Annotated in this window: 18 protein-coding genes; 13 read left to right on the forward strand and 5 right to left on the reverse strand. The window is 48.3% G+C overall.

The window, feature by feature from the left end:
- Positions 1-145: 145 nt before the first annotated feature.
- The 4 genes from ACOSVP_RS10880 to ACOSVP_RS10895 all read left to right on the forward strand — a co-directional run bounded on the left by ACOSVP_RS10880 (position 146) and on the right by ACOSVP_RS10895 (position 3,341).
- The gene (locus ACOSVP_RS10880; RefSeq protein ID WP_487347530.1) at positions 146-1,759 is read left to right on the forward strand and encodes a methyl-accepting chemotaxis protein; all 1,614 of its coding nucleotides are present in this window, start codon (positions 146-148) and stop codon (positions 1,757-1,759) included.
- 137 nt (positions 1,760-1,896) lie between these two features.
- Positions 1,897-2,082 carry a type II toxin-antitoxin system HicA family toxin gene (locus tag ACOSVP_RS10885; RefSeq protein WP_487347531.1) on the forward strand — a complete coding sequence of 62 codons (186 nt, stop codon included), beginning with the start codon at positions 1,897-1,899 and terminating at the stop codon, positions 2,080-2,082.
- A gap of 9 nt (positions 2,083-2,091) precedes the next feature.
- Positions 2,092-2,496 carry a type II toxin-antitoxin system HicB family antitoxin gene (locus tag ACOSVP_RS10890; RefSeq protein WP_487347532.1) on the forward strand — a complete coding sequence of 135 codons (405 nt, stop codon included), beginning with the start codon at positions 2,092-2,094 and terminating at the stop codon, positions 2,494-2,496.
- A gap of 23 nt (positions 2,497-2,519) precedes the next feature.
- Complete coding sequence (locus tag ACOSVP_RS10895) at positions 2,520-3,341, forward strand: AbiH family protein (RefSeq protein ID WP_487347533.1); 822 nt, start codon at positions 2,520-2,522, stop codon at positions 3,339-3,341.
- A 54-nt stretch (positions 3,342-3,395) separates the two neighbouring features.
- Here the strand turns inward: ACOSVP_RS10895 and ettA are convergent, their stop codons facing one another.
- Entirely contained in the window at positions 3,396-5,057 is a 1,662-nt protein-coding gene (gene ettA, locus ACOSVP_RS10900) for an energy-dependent translational throttle protein EttA (protein WP_487347534.1), read from the reverse strand.
- A 317-nt stretch (positions 5,058-5,374) separates the two neighbouring features.
- On the opposite strand from ettA, the gene nrdR reads away from it, so the two are divergent.
- The 8 genes from nrdR to ACOSVP_RS10940 all read left to right on the forward strand — a co-directional run bounded on the left by nrdR (position 5,375) and on the right by ACOSVP_RS10940 (position 11,320).
- On the forward strand, positions 5,375-5,848 hold the full coding sequence (nrdR, locus tag ACOSVP_RS10905) for a transcriptional regulator NrdR (RefSeq protein WP_487347535.1): 474 nt from the start codon (positions 5,375-5,377) through the stop codon (positions 5,846-5,848).
- A complete protein-coding gene (gene ribD / locus ACOSVP_RS10910) occupies positions 5,849-6,988 on the forward strand; it encodes a bifunctional diaminohydroxyphosphoribosylaminopyrimidine deaminase/5-amino-6-(5-phosphoribosylamino)uracil reductase RibD (RefSeq protein ID WP_487347536.1) in 1,140 nt (379 codons plus the stop codon).
- Positions 6,988-7,656, forward strand: coding sequence for a riboflavin synthase (locus tag ACOSVP_RS10915; protein ID WP_487347537.1), 669 nt, complete (start codon positions 6,988-6,990; stop codon positions 7,654-7,656). The genes ribD and ACOSVP_RS10915 overlap by 1 nt, the downstream gene beginning before the upstream one ends.
- Positions 7,657-7,688: 32 nt before the next feature.
- Complete coding sequence (ribBA, locus tag ACOSVP_RS10920) at positions 7,689-8,828, forward strand: bifunctional 3,4-dihydroxy-2-butanone-4-phosphate synthase/GTP cyclohydrolase II (protein WP_487347538.1); 1,140 nt, start codon at positions 7,689-7,691, stop codon at positions 8,826-8,828.
- Positions 8,829-8,843: 15 nt separating this feature from the next.
- Positions 8,844-9,323 (forward strand): 6,7-dimethyl-8-ribityllumazine synthase, encoded by a 480-nt coding sequence (ribH, locus tag ACOSVP_RS10925; RefSeq protein WP_417551806.1) that lies wholly within the window; start codon positions 8,844-8,846, stop codon positions 9,321-9,323.
- Positions 9,323-9,802 carry a transcription antitermination factor NusB gene (gene nusB / locus ACOSVP_RS10930; RefSeq protein WP_487347539.1) on the forward strand — a complete coding sequence of 160 codons (480 nt, stop codon included), beginning with the start codon at positions 9,323-9,325 and terminating at the stop codon, positions 9,800-9,802. Before ribH ends, nusB begins: the two co-directional genes overlap by 1 nt.
- Before the next feature lie 65 nt (positions 9,803-9,867).
- Complete coding sequence (gene thiL, locus ACOSVP_RS10935) at positions 9,868-10,818, forward strand: thiamine-phosphate kinase (RefSeq protein ID WP_487347540.1); 951 nt, start codon at positions 9,868-9,870, stop codon at positions 10,816-10,818.
- A gap of 16 nt (positions 10,819-10,834) precedes the next feature.
- Positions 10,835-11,320: a phosphatidylglycerophosphatase A family protein gene (locus ACOSVP_RS10940; protein WP_487347541.1), complete on the forward strand. Its 486-nt coding sequence runs from the start codon at positions 10,835-10,837 to the stop codon at positions 11,318-11,320.
- Positions 11,321-11,385: 65 nt separating this feature from the next.
- Here the strand turns inward: ACOSVP_RS10940 and ACOSVP_RS10945 are convergent, their stop codons facing one another.
- The 4 genes from ACOSVP_RS10945 to ACOSVP_RS10960 all read right to left on the reverse strand — a co-directional run bounded on the left by ACOSVP_RS10945 (position 11,386) and on the right by ACOSVP_RS10960 (position 17,369).
- Positions 11,386-12,333: a helix-turn-helix transcriptional regulator gene (locus ACOSVP_RS10945; protein WP_487347542.1), complete on the reverse strand. Its 948-nt coding sequence runs from the start codon at positions 12,331-12,333 to the stop codon at positions 11,386-11,388.
- A 105-nt stretch (positions 12,334-12,438) separates the two neighbouring features.
- Positions 12,439-14,775 carry a beta-glucosidase gene (locus ACOSVP_RS10950; protein ID WP_487347543.1) on the reverse strand — a complete coding sequence of 779 codons (2,337 nt, stop codon included), beginning with the start codon at positions 14,773-14,775 and terminating at the stop codon, positions 12,439-12,441.
- 10 nt (positions 14,776-14,785) lie between these two features.
- On the reverse strand, positions 14,786-16,141 hold the full coding sequence (locus tag ACOSVP_RS10955) for an MFS transporter (RefSeq protein ID WP_487347544.1): 1,356 nt from the start codon (positions 16,139-16,141) through the stop codon (positions 14,786-14,788).
- A gap of 187 nt (positions 16,142-16,328) precedes the next feature.
- Positions 16,329-17,369: a Fe(3+) ABC transporter substrate-binding protein gene (locus ACOSVP_RS10960; RefSeq protein ID WP_487347545.1), complete on the reverse strand. Its 1,041-nt coding sequence runs from the start codon at positions 17,367-17,369 to the stop codon at positions 16,329-16,331.
- A 150-nt stretch (positions 17,370-17,519) separates the two neighbouring features.
- Here ACOSVP_RS10960 and ACOSVP_RS10965 point away from each other — a divergent pair, with 150 nt between their 5' ends.
- Entirely contained in the window at positions 17,520-19,760 is a 2,241-nt protein-coding gene (locus tag ACOSVP_RS10965; protein WP_487347546.1) for a TonB-dependent receptor, read from the forward strand.
- Positions 19,761-19,802 lie beyond the last annotated feature (42 nt).

A 19,802-nucleotide genomic window follows, 5' to 3' on the forward strand; every position in this document is an offset into this window, starting at 1 on the left:
ATAGAGTCTAGCAATGTGTCACAGGAGTTGGCGAATTGTTAAGCATGACGGGGAAAGTGTTTGTAATTGTTACAGGGAATTGTCCTTTATTATGGGGCTACATTAGTATCGCCTTAACAGGTAAAAACATAAGGTTGGATCCGCTATGCGTTTAAACTCTATTCGAACCAAGGTCACTGCTCCGATCGCGCTGTTGGCCGTGATCATACTGGCTCTGTACTTCTCATCGGCTTATCTCATCAATCTTGAAAAAGCGCAGATGAAGAAACAAGCCGATGTCTACTTTCAAGCTAATAACCTTGTGTTAAATGCTGACCGAGATATCTATCAAGCACTGGTTGGCCGCAATGGTATCGTGGCTAAGCATGGCAATGAGGCAGACAACCTTGCTGACTTTGAAGATAACGCTCAGCAAGTGTTCGACCGCTTCTCAGCCTATCGTGCAACCTTAGTAAATGAGCCACAGCTACTCAATCAATTTAGAGATTTCGATACCTTATTCAACGCATGGAAAACGGCTGAGCAAACCCTGATCCGCCAAGCACAAGCAGAGCAAGACTACAGCAATGCGATGAATACCGCAGATGCGAGCTTTTCAGCGGTACGTGGCGTACTGGATAAAGCTGGTGAGGCCGTCGACAAACGTGCGACAGAAGCGCAGACACAGACTATAGCCCAGATCGCCATTTTTGAGCGATTAGAGCTCATTATTATCTTGGTCGCGCTGATCATTGCCGCTGGTTTTGGCTATGTTGTACCTAAGCGCTTAAATCAGCGAGTGACCCATTTGGCTGAGCGTATTAAAGAAATTGCCGAAGGTGATGGCGATTTGACTCAGCGTATTAACTCTACTGCGAAAGATGAATTAGGCGATCTGGCCCATGAATTTGACAGTTTTGTTGAGCGTCTACGTGGCATCATCAGTAGTATTCATCAGCAAGCGCAATCATTGGGCGGGATGACCAGTGACTTAGGCCATGCATCCGAGCGTACTTCTGGTGTCACTACCAAGCTTGTGAATGCGTCCAACTCGATTGTCAGTGCGGCCCACGAAATGAGCATGTCGAGTCAACAGATGGCGGGTGTGGCGCACGATACAGCGGGTGAGGCGCAAAACTCCAGCGCCTTGACAGGGCAAGGGATTCAAGCGGTCAATAACTCGCAAGCAGCGATTGATAGTTTGGTCGGTGATATCAACGATGCCTTGTCGCGTGCGACAGAATTAGAGAAAAGCTCTGAAGCGATTGCCTCGGTGCTGGAAGTGATCCGAAATATCGCTGAGCAAACCAATCTCTTGGCGCTAAACGCAGCGATCGAGGCTGCCCGTGCCGGTGAACAAGGTCGAGGCTTTGCTGTTGTAGCCGATGAAGTCCGTACCTTAGCGACCCGTACTCAAGACAGCACCAATGAAATCGAAACCATGATTGAGCAGTTGAAGGTGAACGTACAGGGTTCTTCCCGTGCCATTCAAAACAGCCGTAGCAATGCCGATACCACGGTGTCAAACTTTGATGAAGTGATTCGTATCTTTGGTGCCTTGCAAGAATCCTTCGGCAAAGTTCAGGAAATGGCCGCGCAAACGGCTCAGGCGACCCAAGAGCAGTCGACTGTATCGGATGAGATCAACGTCAACCTGTCGTCCATGAAACATCAAACCGACGAAGTGCAATCGGTATCGGAACTGGTGCAAGAGCAATCGCGTCAGATCAGTCATCTGTTTAAAGAACTGGATCGTCAAGTGGGCAGTTTTAAAGTGTAGGTTCGGCTACGACCCATTAGTTTTCAAAAAGCCGTATTTCAGATACGGCTTTTTTTCGTCTGGCGGTTTTGTAAACTGGAAAAATGGAGTTATTGGGGTTATCTTTTTGATTAAGAAAAGATCAAAGGAATGATCTAATGAAGAGTCGCGATGTCATTCAAATGCTGTTAGACGATGGTTGGGTGCAGGTCAGGGTGAAAGGCAGTCATGTACAGTTTAAACACCCCACTAAGCGTGGCACGGTTACTGTGCCGCATCCGAAAAAGGACTTACCCCTTGGCACTTTTAACAGCATCAGAAAACAAGCCCAGCTTGATAAGTAGGTACAAACCATGAAATATCCAATTGTATTACACACAGATAATGGCGTGAGCTACGGCGTCACCGTTCCTGATATGCCTGGTTGTTTCTCAGCTGGAGATACCTTCGATGAAGCCCTAGAAATGGCGGAAGAAGCGATTTTTAATCACTTAGAATTGATGCTGGAAGATGGTGAGGATATCCCCGTCGCTAGCCCGATTGCTGAGCTAAAAGACAATCCAGACTACAGCGATGGTGTCTGGGCGATTGTGAATGTGGATATCACACCGCTGCTGGGCAAAAGCGAGAAGATCAATGTCACTCTGCCACATCTATTAATTACCAAGATTGATAAGGTCGTGGCAGCGAATCCTAAGTATAAATCTCGCTCAGGGTTCTTGGCTGAGGCGTCTAAGAAAATTTTACAGCTAAGTTAAATGACTAAAAGGAGATCACGGAAGTGAGTCATGTTTTGATAATAGGGAATGGGTTTGATTTAAATTTAGGGCTAAAAACTAGCTACAAAGATTTTATAGGCTCAGATTTTTTGACTAGAAATTTGGTAGATAGCAGCCTCCCGTTGTTTAAACATCTGGAGGAAGTAAACAAAACTAACTGGATTGATATAGAAAAAGAGTTAGTAAGCTACTCAAAAAGTGAAGTTGAGACTTATGCTTTTTTATTGGAGTACAAGAGGCTATGTGAAGAACTTAAATCCTATATAAAATCTATTGAACTTGACGATGTGGATAAAAACTCACATGCGTATCGGTTACTAGAGAATATAAAGGGAGAGCAGTTCTTGATACTTAATTTCAACTATACAGATTCAGTTGAAGTTATTTTGAATAGCTTAGGTGTACCTCAGTACAGGATTGATGCATCAATTATTCATGTACATGGAAGTGTTAAACAGGATGACATTATTTTCGGAGTCGATGATGATGCTCGTATAAATAATGAACATTCCTTCTTAAGAAAAACCAGTAGTTCGCTCTATGATGGAGAGCAAGTTATGCAAGCGCTTAATGGTTTCGAAAGCTTGTCTATATTTGGGCACTCTCTAGGTGAATCAGACCATATGTACTTCGAATGCTTCCAAGATTTAGCTATGGGAAGGCATTCTCGAGCTAGAAAACAGCGGGAAAGTCTCAATCTTTATTACTATGATGAGATGGCTAAGTATCAGCTATTGTCTCAAATTTATACACTCAGTAGTCGTCAAATGGGGCGACTGAAAGATAACTTGGCATCATTTAACGAGATCGATGTATCAAAATAAAAAAGCCGCTTCGATGAAGCGGCTTTTTTGTGTCTAAACGAGTAATCAGGAAGATTACGCGTCGATACGTTTGTATTTGATACGCGTAGGCGTCGCGTCTTTACCCGTACGAGCTTTGTAGTCGGCTTCGTATTCTGCGTAGTTACCTTCGAAGAACACGGCTTTTGAATCGCCTTCGTACGCTAGGATGTGAGTCGCTACACGGTCAAGGAACCAACGGTCGTGGGAAATAACAATCGCAGAGCCTGGGAAGGCTAGTAGCGCTTCCTCTAGAGCACGCAAGGTTTCAACGTCAAGGTCGTTGGTCGGTTCGTCCAATAGCAATACGTTGCCGCCTTCTTTTAGAAGCTTAGCAAGGTGCAGACGGTTACGCTCACCACCAGATAGGTGTTTTACCAGTTTCTGTTGGTCAGAGCCTTTGAAGTTAAAGCGGCCGATGTAGGCACGTGAAGGCACTTTCCAGTTGTTCACTGTGATCATGTCTAGACCGTCAGAGATCTCTTCAAATACCGTCTTGTCACCGTCCAGTTCACGCATCTGGTCAACGTAGGCAAGCTGTACCGTTTCACCCAGAGTTACAGAGCCTGTGTCTGGTTGCTCGATGCCAGCGATCATTTTGAACAGTGTCGATTTACCGGCACCGTTACCACCGATCACACCGACGATCGCACCTTGTGGTACCACCATGTTGAAGTCTTCAACTAATACACGGCCATCGAAACCTTTGGAAACGTTTTCGATTTCGATAACTTTTGTACCTAGGCGAGGGCCTGGTGGAATGTACAATTCGTTAGTCTCGTTACGATCTTGGAATTCTTTCGAGTTCATTTCTTCGAAACGGGCTAGACGAGCTTTCGACTTAGACTGACGGCCTTTAGCGTTTTGACGTACCCACTCAAGCTCGGCTTTGATGGCTTTGTTATGCGATGCTTGTTGCTTGGCTTCCATTTCTAGACGAGCGTTTTTCTGGTCTAACCAAGAAGAGTAGTTACCTTCGTATGGGATACCGTGACCACGGTCAAGCTCAAGGATCCAGCCCGCTGCATTATCAAGGAAATAACGGTCGTGGGTGATCGCCACAACAGTACCTGGGTAATCTTTTAGGAAGCGTTCTAGCCACGCCACAGACTCAGCGTCCAAGTGGTTAGTCGGCTCGTCTAGAAGGATCATGTCTGGCTTGTCTAGTAGTAGACGACACAGCGCTACACGACGGCGCTCACCACCAGATAGGTGCTCAACGTTAGCATCCCAAGGTGGTAGACGTAGAGCATCGGCCGCCACTTCTAGGGCGCGGTCAAGGTTGTGACCGTCTTTCGCTGTGATCAGGTTTTCAAGCTCTGCTTGTTCTTTTGCAAGAGCGTCGAAATCCGCATCAGGATCCGCGTACGCAGCGTACACTTCGTCTAGACGAACTAGGGCTTCTTTTACATCGGCAACAGACTCTTCAACGATGCCACGTACGTTTTTAGTCGGGTCTAGCTCAGGTTCCTGAGGTAGGTAACCCACTTTTAGACCTGGCATAGGGCGCGCTTCACCGTTGTACTCTTGGTCAACGCCGGCCATGATGCGTAGTAGGGTGGATTTACCAGAACCGTTTAGACCCAAAACACCGATTTTAGCGCCTGGGAAGAACGATAGAGAGATGTCTTTTAGAATCTCGCGTTTTGGCGGTACGACTTTGCCAACGCGGTTCATGCTGTATACAAACTGTGCCATAAGGTTATGTCTGTCCTAAGTTGAATAAACGAATTGAGCCTTTAACGAGTTTGATAAAAGCCAATTAGAAGGCTAAAAATAATGGCGCTAAGCATAGCACAACAACCGATAATTCAGAATAATCCGCCGTGCTTGGCCTGTGAAAATTGCAAGGCTTTCGCAAGTGTCGGATATGTCTCATAAAAGGGCTGACTAGAGTGAGCAAAAATTGGGCTTTAGTAGCCAATATAGGCCTAGGTTGGTATCATTTGCGCACATTATCGGTCATAAGCAACTGACCTGTATCGTACGAACCTTTCTCGATCACTGGAACCAATATGCGTTGTCCTTTTTGTGGTACTCAAGATACCAAAGTGCTGGATTCCCGCCTTGTCTCAGAAGGTGCCCAAGTCCGTCGTCGTCGCACCTGTGGACATTGCCAAGAGCGTTTCACGACCTTTGAAATCGCTGAATTACAAATGCCGAAACTGATCAAAAATGATGGTAGCCGTGAGCCGTTTGATGAAGACAAACTGCGCTCCGGCATCATCAAGGCGTTGGAAAAACGCCCAGTCAGTATTGAAGCCATCGAAACCGCCATCACTCGTATAAAAGAAAAGCTGCAAGCCACCGGCGAGCGTGAATTGCCATCGCGTATTATTGGCGAAGCGGTGATGGAAGAGTTGAAACGCCTTGATCAAGTGGCGTACGTACGCTTTGCTTCCGTGTACCGTAGTTTTAAAGATATCAGTGAATTCCGCGAAGAAATCGAACGTCTAGAAAGTGGTCGAACCACCCCTGAGGAGAAATAAATGGCGCAGCCTCTGCATCAACAATACATGGCCCGCGCAGTGCAATTAGCACGTCAGGGTTTATACACCACACACCCGAACCCTCGTGTGGGTTGTGTGATTGTCAAAGACGGTCAAATCATCGGAGAAGGTTTTCATAAAAAAGCCGGTGAAGGCCATGCTGAAGTGCAAGCATTGGCAAGCCTAACGGCGGATGCCAAAGGTGCTACTGCGTATGTGACGCTAGAGCCTTGCAGCCACCATGGTCGCACACCGCCATGCGCCGAAGCCTTGATCAAAGCGGGCGTCGCTGCTGTGGTGTACGGTATGCAAGACCCCAATCCGCAAGTAGCAGGTAATGGCCTGAAAATGCTGGCGGATGCGGGCATCGAAGTCATTGGTCCAGTGTTGGAAAACGAATGCCGCGCCTTGAACCCAGGCTTTATCAAACGCATGGAAGAAGGCCTTCCTTATGTGCGTGTGAAAATGGCCATGAGTGTTGATGGTCGTACGGCGATGGAATCCGGTGAAAGCCAATGGATCACAGGTCCTGCGGCACGCCAAGATGTACAACGCCTGCGCGCGCAAAGTTCGGCGATCGTCACGGGTATCGGTTCTGTGATCATGGACAACCCTAGCATGACGGTGCGCATCGATGAGAACGATCAAGAAGCGGACACTAAAACGGTACGCCAGCCACTACGGGTGATTATGGATACCGCCTTGTCGATTCCGCCAGAAGCGAAAATTCTTTACCCAACCAATGAAGTCTTGGTGTTCTGCGACGAAGAAGAAATCGAGCCTGAACATCTGAAAGCACTGGAAAAGAAGAAAGTGGATGTGCGTTTCCTTCCGTTAGCCGAAGACGGCCGTATGGATCTGGTGGAAGCCATGGGGCAACTAGCAGACGATGGCATTAACGAAGTCTTGGTGGAAACTGGTGCGGTATTGGCTGGGGCGTTCCTAGACTCGGGCTTGGTCGACGAGTTGGTGATCTATATGGCCCCCAAGCTAATGGGCTCGGAAGCGAGACCTTTGCTAAGTCTGCCATTGGAACACATGTCCGATGCGGTTGAACTAAACTTGTTGGATATGGTGAAAGTGGGCAATGACATTAAGTTGGTGTACCAGCCGATCTATCGTGAGGGTGAAGAGGAATAATGTTTACCGGCATCATCGAAGGCTTTGGCCGTGTGGCACAGCTACAGCGTAAAGGCGGCGACCTGACCTTAAAAATTCACGCACAAACATTGGATATGACCGATGTGAAACTAGGGGACAGCATTGCCACTAATGGCGTGTGTCTTACCGTGACGCGTTTGGAAGGCAGTAGCTACTGGGCTGACGTGTCCGCAGAAACCTTGGCGCATACGACACTGGGCCAATGGCAAGTGGGCCAGACTGTTAACCTTGAAAAAGCACTACAGCCAATTTCCCGTTTAGGTGGCCACCTAGTCAGTGGTCATGTGGACGCAATTGGGGAAATTAGCGCTATTTGGCCGGATGCACGCAGTATTCGCTACCGTGTCAAGGTAATGCCTGAGCTAATGCGTTATATTGCGCTCAAAGGCTCCATCTGTGTGGATGGCATCAGCTTGACCGTTACTGGTTTGGATGCGGATGAGTTTGAGCTGAGCATAGTGCCGCACACCGCCGATGAAACCATTATGTCCGGTTACAGCGTAGGCACTAAGGTAAACGTAGAAGTGGATCAAATTGCGCGCTATTTAGAACGCTTGTTGGCTCCACAAACGGCGCCTGCCGCAAGCAAAGAATCGACTTTAACCGCAGCCTTTTTGGCTGAGCATGGATTTATGGGACGTCGCTAACGTCCGCAATCGAATAAAAAAGGTGAAGTACCATGGCAATCAATACCATTGAAGAAATCTTGGCGGACATGCGTCAAGGCAAAATGGTCATCCTAATGGACGATGAAGATCGTGAGAACGAAGGTGACCTGATTGTACCGGCAGAATGTATTACTCCTGAAATCATTAACTTCATGGCGGTTCATGCCCGTGGCTTGATCTGTTTGACGCTGATGCCGGAGCGTTGTGAGCAGCTGAATTTGCCCTTGATGGTGACGCAAAACGGTGCCCAATTCAGCACTAACTTCACCTTATCGATTGAAGCCGCAGAAGGTGTGACCACGGGTATCTCGGCAGCCGATCGTGCGCTAACGGTGAAGCGTGCCGTAGCAGCCAACGCACGTCCTTCGGACATCGTGCAGCCGGGCCACGTGTTCCCATTGATGGCGCGTCCTGGTGGGGTTTTGTCACGTGCAGGTCACACCGAAGCCGGCTGTGATTTAGCGCGTATGGCGGGCTATGAAGCGGCGTCCGTGATCGTCGAAATCATCAATGATGATGGCACCATGGCACGTCGACCAGATTTAGAAAAGTTTGCCGAGAAACATGGTTTAAAAATTGGTACAATCGCCGACTTGATTCATTACCGCACACTGAACGAAGCCACTGTGAAGCGTGAAGCTGAACAAGTGGTGCAAACGGAAGTGGGCGAATTTAATCTGATCACCTACCGTGACACGGTTCATGGCCTAAGCCATATGGCGTTTGTGAAGGGTGACATTTCTCCTGAAACACCGACTCTTGTTCGCGTTCACGTACGTGATCCAGCCCGTGATATTGCTGGCATCATCAGTGCTGATGGCGAGCAGAAGTGGTCGATGTCAGGAGCACTAGCATACATTGCCAAAGAAGGTGCAGGCGTAGTGGTGTTGGTTGATTCCTTGGATCGCCCAACCGACCTAGCTGAAAGCTTCGCGGCAACATTTAACCCACCTGCGGGTAAGGGTTCGGACAAGAGCGGTTCAGGTACTTACTTGACCGTCGGCACGGGGTCGCAAATTCTTCGTGATCTAGGGGTTAGCAAAATGCGCCTACTGAGTTCACCAAGAAAATTCTCCGTCACAGGATTTGATTTAGAAGCCGTGGAATTCATTCCATACAAGGGCACTCCCGTTAGTGCCGATCTAGTTTAAAGTTTAGAGGCAGATATGAGCGATATTAAGACTTACGAAGGTCATTTCGCAGCACCAGGCGCCAAATTCGCGCTTGTCGTTGGCCGTTTTAACAGCTTCATCGTAGAAAGCTTGAAAGAAGGTGCCATCGATACCCTAGTTCGCCACGGTATCAAAAAAGAAGACATCACTGTGATCTACGCACCGGGTGCGTTTGAGATCCCAGTAGTGGTTAAGAAAGTGGCTGAGCAGAACCAATACGATGCCATCGTTGCCCTAGGCGCGGTGATCCGTGGTGGTACGCCACACTTTGAATACGTTGCTGGTGAGTGTGTGAAAGGCCTTGGCCAACTAGCGCTACAATTCGGCATTCCGGTTTCTTTTGGTGTTTTGACAGTCGATACGATTGAGCAAGCGATTGAACGTGCCGGTACCAAAGCAGGTAACAAGGGTGGCGAAGCAGCCCTATCTGCACTAGAAACAGTTGCTGTATTGCGCGAATTGGAAGGCAAATAATGAGCGATCAAGAACAGGCGAAAAAGCCAAAGAAACCTTCTCGTTCACAATTGCGTAGCGCATCGCGCTCATTTGCTTTGCAAGCCATTTACCAATGGCAGATGAACCACTCTGCGGTGAACGAAATCGAAGCTCAGTTCGCTGTTGATCATGACATGAGTTCTTGCGATAAGACTTACTTCCGTGAATTGATTTACGGTGTATCGTCTAAGTCAAAAGCACTAGATGCCTTGTTTGAACCTTTCTTGGACCGTGCCTTGTCTGAGTTGGATGCCATCGAACTAGCGACGCTACGAATCGGTTCTTTTGAACTGTCCGAGCGTCTAGACGTACCTTACAAGGTTGCGATCAACGAAGGCGTTGAACTGGCGAAGTCATTCGGTGCCAGCGAAAGCCACAAGTACGTAAACGGTATCTTGGATAAGCTAGCCCAGCGAGTGCGCCGCGAAGAAATCGCCGCGCGTCGTAACGCTAAGTAATCCAGACGCCGTGTTAGAAAAGCCATCAAACGATGGCTTTTCTTTTATCTAGCCTAGGAAATGTGATGCAAGAGTTTGAGTTAATTCGTTCCATCTTCCAATCGTCGATTATGGCGAAGACCGAAGGCCGTGCCGATGTGCTGTTAGGCATCGGTGATGACTGTGCCCAAGTGATAGTGCCAGCCGGGCAAAGCTTGGTGTTTTCCATGGATACCTTGGTCGAAGGTCGACACTTCCCGTTTGATGCTGATCCCGTGGACGTTGGCTATCGTGCGGTAGCGACTTGTGTCAGTGACTTGGCGGCGATGGGGGCAAAACCTGCATTCTTCACCCTAGGCTTGACTCTACCCGAATCGGATCCCCAGTGGTTGGAAGGTTTTGCTGAAGGTATGGCGGAATTGGCGGAGCCGATTGGCTTGTTGCTGGTCGGCGGCGATACCACCAAAGGTCCTTTGACGATTACTTTGCAAGTGCATGGTTATGTGGAGCAAGAGCTAACACCAAAGCGCAGTCAAGCGCAGGTGGGGGATGATATCTATGTCACCGGCACGTTAGGCGATGCCGCCGCGGCCGTGCCGATAGTCACCGGTGAGCTGCATGTTACGGCGGAGCGATTTGACTATTTTTATGAGCAATATTGGCGTCCATCGCCACGCTTGATCGCGGGTATGGCGCTCAAGCGCGTAGTGAACAGTATGATGGACATTTCCGACGGTATCGGTCAGGACTTGCAACACATTACCCAAGCCTCGGGGGTTGGCGCGCGTATTGATTTTAATGCCTTGCCAGTGTCGGACATGCTTGCAAGTTGGCAACCTGACGCTGCTCGGGTGTTGGCGTTAACCGGCGGCGATGATTACGAACTCTGTTTCACCGCGCCGCAGAGTGCCCGTGATGAAGTACTATTGATCCTACAAACCTTACATTTGCCCTGTACGCGTATTGGTGAGATCACCGAATCTGGTTATGTGGTAGAAGGCTACGACGGCAGTACGGCTGGCTGGCAGCACTTTTAATCATTAGAGATAAGTTATGGCTGAAAAACATCCTGTGCCGGATTCTGTATGGCGCAATCCGATTCATTTCCTCGCCTTTGGTTGCGGCTCCGGCACGGTCGATAAAGCACCGGGTACCTTTGGTACGCTGGCGGCCATTCCTCTATATCTGTTGATTCAAGATCTATCCGTCGGTAATTACTTTCTAGTGCTGATGGCGGCGGCATTGGCGGGTATTTTTATCTGCGGAAAAGCTTCCCATGATATGGGAGTGCATGATCATTCTGGCATTGTTTGGGATGAGTTTGTCGGCTATTGGATTACCATGTGGATGGCGCCTGCGGGTTGGACCTACATCATTCTCGGTTTCATCTTATTCCGAATTTTTGATATCTGGAAACCCTGGCCAATCTCACTGGCGGATCAGCATGTGCATGGTGGCTTTGGCATCATGTTCGACGACATCTTAGCGGGTATCTTTGCCTTCTTTGCTTTGCAGGGCATCGTGCAGCTGATGGGCTAACTGATTGACTCTCTAAAGAAAGCCCCGAGACTGGCGACAGTGCGGGGCTTTTTCATGTCTATTGATTAAGGTGTCGCTTGGAATAACTCCAGTGCTTCACTGAGTAACAGCGGCCGGTTATCGGTCGACTCCAACACCTTGTCACTGTAACGCCATTGGAAATCAGAGTAGTAGGTCTTACGGTATTCTGAGGGCGTGGCGCCACAATACTTTTTGAAGGCCGCGGTCATGTGGCGATGTTCGTTAAAGCCCACCGCCTGAGCAATTTCTGTGATCGGCAATTGCACATCTTTGAGCAACGGCTTGGCCATGTTCACACGTACCATGGAGAGGTATTCAAACGGGCTGTAACCACTGATTTTCTTGAAGAGTCGAGAGAAGTGGTAGTAACTAAGATTCACGCGCTCGGCTAATTGAGCGATGGTAATTGGCTCTTGGTAATGATGATTAATAAAGTCGATGCTGTCTTTAATGACTTTCTCATCCTTGTTTTCGCTCAGCTGCGTTGTCTCATGGAAGGCATCGGCTGCTTGGTCAATGGCCGCCAGCAAGAGATAGGTGTTGGCTAAACTCTCAAACGACGCGGGCGGTTCGAGCAGGGCAGCTAAATGTATTTGGCTGAGCTTTGACAAACTGCCGTAATGGGGCTCATGAGCGGTGATTTTCTGATAGCCAGTGCGTGGTGCGTGGTTGCGGTCAAACAGGGTAGCATCAAATTGCCAAGTGACTAGGGCACTGTGTGGTGTGGTTTGTTCTAGGGCGTGGATGACATCCGGACCGATGTAAATAAAATCCCCTTGAGTGAGGAGGATTTCTTGCTGGTTAACCGTAAACGTGAATGAGCCCCGCAGAATATAGCTAAACTCCGGTGCTTCGTGCCAATGTGGTTGGCAGTAGTTTACTTCGGCGGCAAATACGTTGAGATGCTCAGAGTCGAATACAATCAGTTCACAGGTAGACGACATAGGCTCTAAGTATTCAGCCTGTTTTTTCACTGAATTAAACGGTTGCATAGTCAGTACTAATTATAATTTTTATTAATTATTGTGAGGTCTTTGCCTCTTATCAAGCCAAGCACAGTGTTTCTCTGGTCACTGTGCTTGGGGTAATGCTGAGGTTTAGTAATGCAAAGCTTTCGCCAATTCCTCTCTTGTCACATCAACGCCTAAGAACTCAGTGAGGGCGATGTAGAAACCACAGAATAGCTCAGGGGCGATGTTAATCAAACGCTCACGAATAACCGCGTCTTCTAAGCCACTCTTGTTGGCTACTAAGGCTACAATTTGATCGAAGGCTTGCTGATCGTTGATTAACTGGACCAATGAACTATCCACATGGATCGGTAAGCGATGGGCGGTGCCAAGTGCTTCAACAGTTGCTGTTAATGGTAGCTCGCGAGAGCTAGGACCCACGTGGATTTGGTAATCACCTGCTTCAATGATCCATTGTTTTAAGCTCGGATGGTATGAACTAAAGTCTTCTGGATTTAGCGTTAGTTCAACCGTTTTCGTCTCGCCTGCAGCCAGCGCTACCTTGGTAAAGGTCTTTAAGTTGACCGGTGCGTGGGCCAACTCCCCTTGCGGGTGTGACAAGTACAGTTGCACCACTTCTTTACCCGCTCGATCTCCTGTATTGGTCAGTGTCACTGAGACCGTAACGGAGTCGCTTGCGCTAAGACTGTGCTTGCTCACCGCAATGCTTTGATAAGCAAATTGGGTGTAGCTCAAACCAAAGCCAAACGGGAATCGCGGCGTCATCTTACGTTTGTCGTAATAACGGTAGCCCACGTAAATGCCTTCTGAGTAGAAGTGACGCAAATCTTCCCCTGGGTAATGCAGGAACGCAGGCGTTTCTTCTAAACAGTTTGGCACGGTCACGGTTAACTTACCGCTTGGGTTGCTGTGACCAAACAGCAGTTTCGCTACTGCTTTGCCCACGCCTTGACCCGCGAAGAAGGTTTCTAATAGGGCATCACAATCATCAAGCCATGGCATTTCTACCGCGTCAGAGTTGGTGAGCACGACCACAGTTTTCTTGGCAACCTTTGCCACCTCACGGATCAGCTCTTCGTGCGTTGGCAAGATCGATAAATTGTGACGATCGCCGTTCTCACCGTCTTCACCAATCGCTGTGTTCACAAATACCACGGCGACATCAGACTGGGCCGCCAAAGTCGTGGCCTGCGCGAGTGTTTGGCGATCAGATTGGTAATCATCACTGACACCTTTGGCGAATTGAATATCAAACTCCTCGCCAGCGATGTCGATGATTTCATCCAAGGGGCGGTCGAGCACATAAGGCACTGTGGTTGCACAGCCTGAACCTTGAATCACAGGTTCATGGGCGCTTGGGCCAATGATGGCAACACGTTGATACTGTTCAGATGTCAGTGGCAGTGTATTGGCTTCATTTTTCAGCAGTACAATCGACTCTTCGGCAATATGTTGTGCCAGAGCATGGTGAGCGCTGAAATCTGTCGTGGGTTTAGTGTCTTTGTTATCAAGCTCTAAACGGTCCAATAAAGTCAGCATACGGGCACAGGCTTCATCCACGACAGACATTGGCACATCGCCATTTAACACGGCCGCCAATAGATCTCGCTTGTCACGTTTGACTTCCGGCATGGATAAATCGTTACCCGCCAATAAGGACGCTGGGCGATCTTTGATGCCGTACCAATCGGACATTACCAGGCCGTTGTAGCCCCATTGCTGACGCAGAATATCGGTGAGTAAGGTTTTACTCTGTGAGGTCTGTTCGCCATTTAAACGGTTGTAAGAAGACATCACTGTCCAAGGGTTGGACTTATCGATGGCACGTTTAAAGCCAGCAAGGTAGATCTCATGCAAGGTACGCTCGTCGACCACAGAGTCCATTTCTGTGCGGCGAAACTCAGAGTTATTGCAGGCAAAGTGTTTTAGGCTCGCGCCCACCCCTTGATCTTGCATACCGTTGATCAGTGCCGCGGCAAGTTCACCGCTGACAATCGGGTCTTCAGAGTAATACTCGTAACCACGACCAGATAGGGGCGTGCGACGAATGTTAATGCCTGGGCCTAGTAGAATATCGACGCCCAGCGCTTTACATTCGTTGGCTAAGGCTTCGCCCATTTGGTACACCAAATCGGTGTCCCAGCTACAGGCTAATGCTGAGCCATTTGGAAAACAGGTAGCGGGTAAGGTCTTGCCGAATAATGCTTCACTGCCTTTCTTTTGTTCCCCCTGGTCGTCCGCAGATTGGTGTACTACGTTCAAGAAGTCACCGATGGTCCAGCTGGCATCATCGTCAATTTGCTCGCTACTGTAGCGCACACCGTAAGTTCCATCGGTCATGGTGGCGCTTTTGATACCAAGATGCTCAAAGCTGGTGGTTTTCCACAAGGCTTTGCCCGACAAGAAAGCTACTTTCTCGTCGGTAGTCATTTGGCTAATAAGGGTTTTGTGTGAGTCTTTCATGGATTATCCGTTAAGCATTACTTTTACGAGCACCGATCTTGGCGATCAAATCACGGTAGTTCTGTTCGTTGAGCTCGTATAGGGCAACAATCACCATCGATGCGATAAACATTGCTGCAGGGAAAAGGGTCATACTGAAATTGATGCCGCTGATGGCTTCTGCGCTGACGGCGTCGCTGCTGTAGTTGAAATTATCCAACAGCATACCGGCACAGCCACCACCGATGGCCATGGCGATTTTGGTGATGAAGTTATAGAAACCATAAATAGTGCCTTCAGCGCGCACTTGGTGATGCCATTCCGCGTATTCCACCGTATCTGGCACCATCGACCACATGGTTACAAAGCCAATGCCTAGAGTGACACTGAACATACACACGCCAATCATGATTAGGGTGACATTATCGCCAGCAAAGAAGTATTGGAACAATAAGCCGACCGTACCAAACAGCAAGCCCACTTGAGTCGCGGCTTTCTTACCCATCATGGCGATTAGCTTGTCTGAGATGATCACGCCAAACGTATAGAAGGCCGTTTGAATCATAAAGAATTCAGTGGTGAACGAGGCATCGCCAATCACATAGTTAATAAAGTAGATCGCAATCGCCATCCATACGGTGTAGGCGATGTAGAACAACATGGTGTACAGCGACACGTTGATCAAAGGTTTATTTTTGAAAATGGTGTCGATAATGATCTTGGTGCCAACAGGGGCGGTTTCTTGTTCTACCGCTACGCGCTCTTTGGTCATTAAGAAGCAGGCAAAGAAAGTAATAGAAGCCAAAACGGAGTAGATTGCCACGGCTGCAATGTAGCCCACTTGTGGTGTTTCAAATAAAGAAACCAGTGGGTCTGCGGTAGTGGAAACAACTAGGTAACCAATACTGGCCAAGGCGATACGGTAAACCGATAGGGAAGCACGGGATTGTTCATCCTGAGTTAGCATATTAGTTAACGCTGAGTAAGGCGTATTCACCGCAGTGTAGGCTAGGCAGTACAGGGTGTAGGTAAACAGCGCAAAGGCAAACTTGTAGTCCGTCTCAAAGATAAAGAAACAGGCAACGGTTAGCAAACCAAGCGGTAGGGTGCCGTATAAAATAAAGGGACGCAATTTACCAAAACGGGTATTGGTCTTATCAATAAAGTAACCAATCACAAGGTTGAAAATAGCGTCAATAACCCGTGCGATCACAAAGATTGCACTGGCTTGTGTGGCGCTGATGCCGTAGATGTCTGTGTAGTAGAACAATAGGAACAGCGAGACAAAGCCAAACGATAGGTTGGATGCAAAATCCCCAAGGCCATATCCGAACTTCTCCGTTCGAGATATTTTCACGTAGCTATTATTAGTATTAGAAAGTGACATGAATTTTCTCCGATGAGTGAGAATACCAGCCTATCAAAACTAAATTTTAGCGACGCACCGTATTTTGCTAAAGCAGGCGCGTATTTTTGCTTGGATGCCTAAGATATATACAAAAGCGTATGAAAGTTACATAAAACAAAAAAGCCCCAGCATAATGCTGAGGCTTTTTAACGTGACACTGGCGGTCTTATTTCCAGCCGTTAGCGTCCATCAATTCTGTCGCTAGGCGGTTATTCTCACCCAGTTTATCCAATTGCAAGGTATCCGCTTTAAAGGTGCCGAATGGTTCCAGTGTGCTTGGGTAGGCCACGCCTTCAATCACCGGGTATTCATTATTCACTTCAGCGTACCATTCTTGGCTTTCGTGGTTGGCTAGGAACTCAATCAGCAAACGAGCGTTGCGTACGTTGCTGGCAGATTTAGTGATACCAATACCACTGACGTTCACGTGAGCGCCACGTTCGCCTTCTGCCTGGTTGGGCCAGAATAGGGCGACATTGTCGTAAACCGATTTCATTGCTGGATCATCGCTGTGGCCCAAGCGGCCGTAGTAGTAAGTGTTGGCTAAGGTGATATCACACACACCGGCTTCTACGGCACGCAGTAGATCGGTGTCACCACCAAACGGTGGGCGCGCTAGGTTGGCGACAAAGCCTTTGACCCATTCACCTGTTGCTGCTTCACCGTCCGCAGCAATCATAGAAGCAACCAACGATTGGTTGTAGATGTTGCTCGATGAACGTGTACAAAGTCGGCCGCGCCATTTTGGATCGGCTAGGTCTTCGTAAGTAGATAGCTCTTCTTTGTTCACTGTTTTCGGGTTGTAGAAAATAACACGGGCACGTTGCGATAGGCTGACCCAGTAATCTTCTGAATCTCGTAGATGTGCTGGGATGGATTCGTTAATCATGTCCGATTCAATCGGGCGTAATACGCCTTCTTCTTTCGCTCGATGTAAGCGACCAGCATCCACCGTGATAAATACGTCGGCAGGGCTGGCGTCTCCTTCCATTTTCAAACGCTGCAACAGGGTGTCGGCATCGCCGGTAATCAGGTTGACCTGAACGTGGTGTTCCTTAGAAAAATTCTCCAAGGCTGGGGCAATCAGAGCCTCTTTACGAGCTGAGTAAACATTTACCTCACCACGGGCTTCAGCCAGTGAAGATGTGAAGCTAAGTGCAGTCGAAGCGCCGATTAATAACGCTAGAGAAAGGTTAAATTTTGACACTAGTTATTACCCCAAAGCATAAGTGTTTGTTTGAAAGATAGAAAATTAGTAAATAATTGGCAATAATAATATTGACAATCGTTCTTGTTTGCAAATAATAACGAGCACTTTCTAGTTGATTCTAATTCTTATTATTGTTTGAGGTTTCGAGTGTCTAAGATCTTGAGTGTTATGACGGAAGAGCAGGCAACATCACGCTCACCATTAAAGTTGACGGCATTGGCGCTTGCCGTATCAGGTGCGTTATCTGGTGCAGCATTTGCTGAGGAAACGACGAAAAACCTAGATACCCTAGTGGTGGAAGGTCAACAGGTTGCTGCAGATGCGAACCCTTATGCGGAGCCTGATGCGCCGTATAAAGCGAACCGCATGTCTGACATCAAGTACGCTCGAGACATCGCTGAAACCCCAAAAACCATTACCGTATTGACCAAAGAAGCGATCGAAGAATCGGGTAAAACCGATCTTGAATCGATTCTAAGTGCACAACCAGGTATCACACTAGGTACCGGTGAAGGGGGTAACTCTTTTGGTGACCGTTACATCATCCGTGGTTATGAAGCGCGTAGCGATGTTTACACAGACGGTCTACGTGAGCCTGGTCTGATCACTCGTGAAACCTTTGCCCTAGACCAAGTGGAAGTGACTAAAGGTCCAAGCTCTACCTTTGGTGGCCGTGGTACCACAGGTGGTGCAGTGAACTCAGTCACCAAAAAAGCCTCGCTAGATGACGACTTCAATAAGCTAAGTGGCACACTGGGTACCGATAACAAGCAACGTTACACCCTAGATACCAACAAGGTGATCGGTGAAAACGGCGCGGTGCGTTTTAATGCTTTGTACTCAGAGCGTGATATTCCAGACCGTAAACCAGCCGACGAGCAACGCGAAGGTTTCTTGCTGTCTGGTGCGTACGAAGCCAACCCTGATGTTCTAATCAGTGCTGATTACTACTACTTCCGCGCCGATGACAAAGACGATGTGGGTAACCGTATTGACCGTAGTACGGGCAGCATTATTCAGCGTGATTACGTGGGTCAAGAAGGGTTAGACTTTAAGAAAAGTGAAGCGGACGTTGCTACGGTAACGGTGGATGCCTACCTAACCAATGATCTACGTCTACAAAACAAGACCCGTTACGGTGAGACTAAAAACGATTACATCGTGTCTAACGTGCACTCTCGTTTTGCCAACAGCCACCGTCAATTTACTGGCTGGCAGGAAAACGAATACCTAGGCAACCAGACTAACCTACTATGGGATACGGAGCTATTTGGCAAGCGTAATACCGTGGTGACGGGTGTGGAATACGCGAAAGAAGACGTGACCGCTGGTAATTACTCAGTGAACACGACGAACAGCTACACGCTGACGGAAACCAATACCAACAACAACTTGTGGCAAGGTTCTTACGCACGTAATGCGGCAAGCAGTGCTCTGACCCTTGAGACGGTTTCGGCTTACTTAAGCGATACCATTACGCTTAACGATGACTGGGAAGTCAGTGGCGGTGTACGTTACGACCACTTTGACTACCAGCTATTTGTGCCTGCTTACACCAGCCGCGGTAACAGTTTCCCAGACACTGACTACCAATTCTCTGATGGTTTCTGGAATGGTCAGCTAGGTGCAGTGTACTCGCCATGGGAGCACGGTAACGTCTACGCCACTTGGTCGACGTCTTCTAACATCAACGGCGGTGAAGCGGATGCTGCGACCAACTGTGGTTACGGTGGTCTATGTACCGACTCTGATGGTAACTATGAAAGTGCCGATCCAGAGCAGTCAACCAACTACGAGATTGGTACTAAATGGCAGCTAATGGATCATAAACTCTTGCTAACGGGTGCCTTGTTCCAGATTACTAAAGACAATGTTATCGAAGGCGGCAACGACTCTTACCAGAGCGGTGGTTCTCTAAATACCGGTAAAAACCGTGTGCGCGGTGTCGAGCTAGGTCTATCAGGTAACATTACCGATCAGCTAAGCGGTCAAGTAGGTCTAGCGTTGATGGATTCTGAAACCCTTGAATCTTACAACCAAGACAACGTTGGTCGTCCAAAAGCGAACTTTGCTGAGAAGAGCCTATACGCACAAGTGAAGTACGATGTATCGTCTGATTTCGCTCTAGGTGGTGCCATGACTTACTCAAGCGAAATCATTGGTGGTCAACCGGATGCGGGTGCGTCGGCGGACAGTGTCATCAAGTTGCCGTCATACACTGTGTACGATTTGTTCGCCACTTACCAAGTGACGCATAACTTCGATCTGCGAGCGAATATCCAGAACGTTACGGATGAAGACTACTACACAGCGGTTTACCGTGGTGGCGATATCATCTACATCGGCGATGCACGTTCTATCAGCCTGACAGCGAACTACAAGTTCTAAGCCAGATTTTTGCTAAGCCGAGGCTCCCACTGTTAAAGTGGG

It is taken from the genome of Marinomonas sp. HM11-D (genome assembly GCF_057626615.1).